Source organism: Thalassococcus sp., assembly GCF_982780845.1.
This window is the reverse complement of record NZ_CEYADA010000024.1, coordinates 1-3,034: the sequence shown is the minus strand read 5'-3', so window position 1 is coordinate 3,034 and position 3,034 is coordinate 1. Positions and strand designations below refer to the sequence as shown.

Genomic DNA, 3,034 nt, shown 5'->3' with positions numbered 1-3,034 from the left:
TGCCGCAGTGCACCGTCAGTGATGCCCTGAAAACGGCGGAGTGTTTAAGGGGTGCGTTGGAAACCTGTCGGGGGCTGGGTGCCAATGGGGGACAAGGGGAAGCCACGGTGAGTATTGGTGTGACGGATCTGCGCGAAGGAGATGACGCTGTCACAGCCGTTAGCCGGGCCGATAGGGCGATGTACCAAAGCAAAGCGCTGGGTCGGAATCGGGTAACCGCGGTTTGGGTGAGGTAGAGACTCCACGAGTGGTTCGGCTCGACGTGTGGCGTCAGGTGTAAGTCTGTACTACTTTAAACGGTAATCATTTTTACACTAATTGATCAAAAGGGAACCTAATCTATTGCTACGTTTTCCAGGGACGGTCGCATGTTTACTTTTCACCTTTTCAGCTTTACTTGCCCCGCATCTCCAAGCCTCCGATACGGTTCGGCTTACCACTGGACACTGGCCACCGTACTTTGATGAATCCGCCGATGATAATGGGCTGCTCGCCGAGTTGATCACTCAGGCCTATGCGACTCAGGGGCTGAAGACCCATTTCACATTCTATCCCTGGTCCCGGGCTTTGATGCTCGCGAAGGCCGGGCAGTTCGATGGAACGGCGGCCTGGTCGTGTGTGGAACAGCGGTCAGACGACTTTCTTTATTCAGCCGGAGTTCTTCCGTATCAATATGTGTTTTACCATCGGCATGCTTTGCAGTTTGACTGGGCGTCGGCTGAAGATCTGGAGGGGATGTCCATAGGCGCTACCCAGGACTATAGCTACAACGAAAAGCTCGCGAGCCTTGTGGGCCGAGGCACTGTGAGCGTGGATGTGACCACATCGGACGAGGCCAATTTCCGGAAACTGTTAGCCGGACGCATTGATTTGTTTCCGATGGATCCCCTGGTTGGCATGGCGATGATTGATCAGTGGATGACGCCAGAGGAAGCGAAGGAACTTACGTTTGCCCCCAAGCCCTTTAAAAGCAGCTATTACCACGTACTCTTTGGCCACAAGAATCCTCGATCAAACATCCTCCGCTACCGATTGAATGAAGGGCTTCGCGCTTTGTGGGCCAGTGGGGAGTTTCAAGAGATTGTCGAGAAATGGCTGGCCACCGAAGCCCCCTCTGATAATACGTTGGATCTGAAGCTGTTTCGGCCACGCTTTGACGGGTGCTAGGAAACCTGATGGCGTCGATGGGAGGGAACTAGAAAAGAGAGGGAAAGCGACTTAGTATGCACATCTGATTGAATGGCCGTTGTAACGGTATGACTCGACATAGGCCATGCTCGTTAACTCTTGTATCAACCGGAGAGACTGGATTTGAGTTGTCGCTGCGGATGTGCCCTCCTGCTGTTTTTCGTCATTAGTGTTTTCCCAACCAACCTGAAGGCTGAAGTCGTGAACCTGTCCTGGGATAACGACCTGCTTACCGGAACCGATCGCGGCTATACAAACGGGGTGCGGTTGTCGTATCTGACGGACACCGCTGACGAGAGCGATGGAAGGTCAGCAAAATTTGCCCGGGTTCTGCGTGATGAGCTGCGCTTTCTGCCAGGTATTGGAACTGTCGATTCAAAGCAGGCGGTAAGCCTGAGTTTGCGGCAATTCATGGTCACACCTGAAGATATTACGGTTGAAGATCCGCAGTTCGACGACATTCCCTATGCCGGCCACCTGTCGCTCAGCGGCACACTCTGGAGCTGGAACGCCGATACGATGACCGGCTTTGGTGCTCACATCGGTGTTTTTGGGCCTGAGAGTGGTGCCGAGTCGGTTCAGAAATGGGTGCACAAAGCCACTGGAAGCGACAAGCCGCAAGGGTGGGGGAGTCAGCTTGGAACCGATGTGGTGGGTGGCATTCAGGCTGCGCATGGCCGAAAACTCCTGCAACTCGGGCAGGGCGGCAACATTGAACAGCGTGTGTCGGTGGTTGGATCCGGACTACTGTCGAGTTTTCGGACCTCCGCTAAAACCGGGTTGGTCTGGCAGCTTGGCAGACACCTTCCTATAAACTTTGTGCCAGACTACGCTGGTACATCCTCAACCATCGCTTTGCCGGGCTCGTTCAAGGATTCAGGCAGTAGCTGGTCAGTATATGTGGGGCTGGGTGTGGAGTATGTAGGCTATTCCTACATCGACGACAATGCCGGGGCTTATCGTTTTGACGAAGGGCCGCTGATTGGTCAGCTTGGTCTGGGCGCTACCTGGCAGTGGGATCACCTGCTGGCCGCGGTCACATTGCGTGCCTCGACCAGCGAAGACGAGCGCCATAAAGACAACTTCAGCTTTGGAACACTGTCAGTTTCTTGGGCAATATAGAAAGGTCGGTTTTGACCGTTGCTTACGGGATGTGGTGGCGCTTGTTCCCGCTTAAACAAAAGCGGACATTCGAGCAGGCATTTTCTAGTCGGTTTTGGCCGTGATTTTTGCGGGCAACAAACTCCGTTCTTACTCGGTTAATCAGTCAGAAGCCTTCGGCATGGGTAGTTTTGACCTGTCCTCAATATAGGCCAGGAGTGTGTAATGCACCGGGGTAAGTCCATCTCAATCCTTAGATGGTCCCAAATCCTAGGGTAAGATCAACTCGACATTTCTGGCTCCTTTGGGACACCCAGTGAAATCGTAGTCTCCGTTAATAACAGTAAGTGTGTTCACTAGTCTCCGGGCATCAGGGATCCGTTAGTAATCTTAACCTTTTGTCTTATATCGTTGTCCGAATGCTGGAAATTACTTACCTTAGTGCTGCAAAGATCACGTAACGATAACTATTTGTTTGTAAATGAAAAAGCTGTCAGAAAATCGACACTTTCAAGCTTTTTGACAAAGCCCTTACACAAAGTAACAAAACCCTGCTGGCGATTAAAAATCGATCACATTACCTTGGCCGCAACTTTTGATGACTCCAGATAAGAGGGTGCCTGAATTGCGTCGTTTGCCACTGATTTTTATGCTGATTATGTTCGTGTTTTCCGCCCAGGCGATTGCAGCCTGCGTATTCCAGACCAAGGTTGCCACTGATTCCAGACGAAGCCTGCCACCCATT

4 protein-coding genes are annotated in these 3,034 nt (G+C 52.2%); 3 read left to right on the top strand and 1 reads right to left on the bottom strand.

Going from position 1 to position 3,034, the window contains the following annotated elements:
- The 3 genes from AC4FIA_RS17455 to AC4FIA_RS17445 form a co-directional block, all read left to right on the top strand.
- Positions 1–236 (top strand): GGDEF domain-containing protein (locus tag AC4FIA_RS17455; protein ID WP_490366890.1); only part of this gene is annotated, 236 nt, incomplete at its 5' end.
- A gap of 106 nt (positions 237–342) precedes the next feature.
- Positions 343–1,167 (top strand): substrate-binding periplasmic protein, encoded by an 825-nt coding sequence (locus AC4FIA_RS17450; protein WP_199457378.1) that lies wholly within the window; start codon positions 343–345, stop codon positions 1,165–1,167.
- 120 nt (positions 1,168–1,287) lie between these two features.
- Positions 1,288–2,310, top strand: coding sequence for a lipid A deacylase LpxR family protein (locus AC4FIA_RS17445; RefSeq protein ID WP_490366889.1), 1,023 nt, complete (start codon positions 1,288–1,290; stop codon positions 2,308–2,310).
- Between the two features lie 540 nt (positions 2,311–2,850).
- Here AC4FIA_RS17445 and AC4FIA_RS17440 read toward each other — a convergent pair.
- The coding region (locus AC4FIA_RS17440) for a hypothetical protein (protein WP_490366888.1) at positions 2,851–3,034 on the bottom strand (184 nt) is incomplete at its 5' end.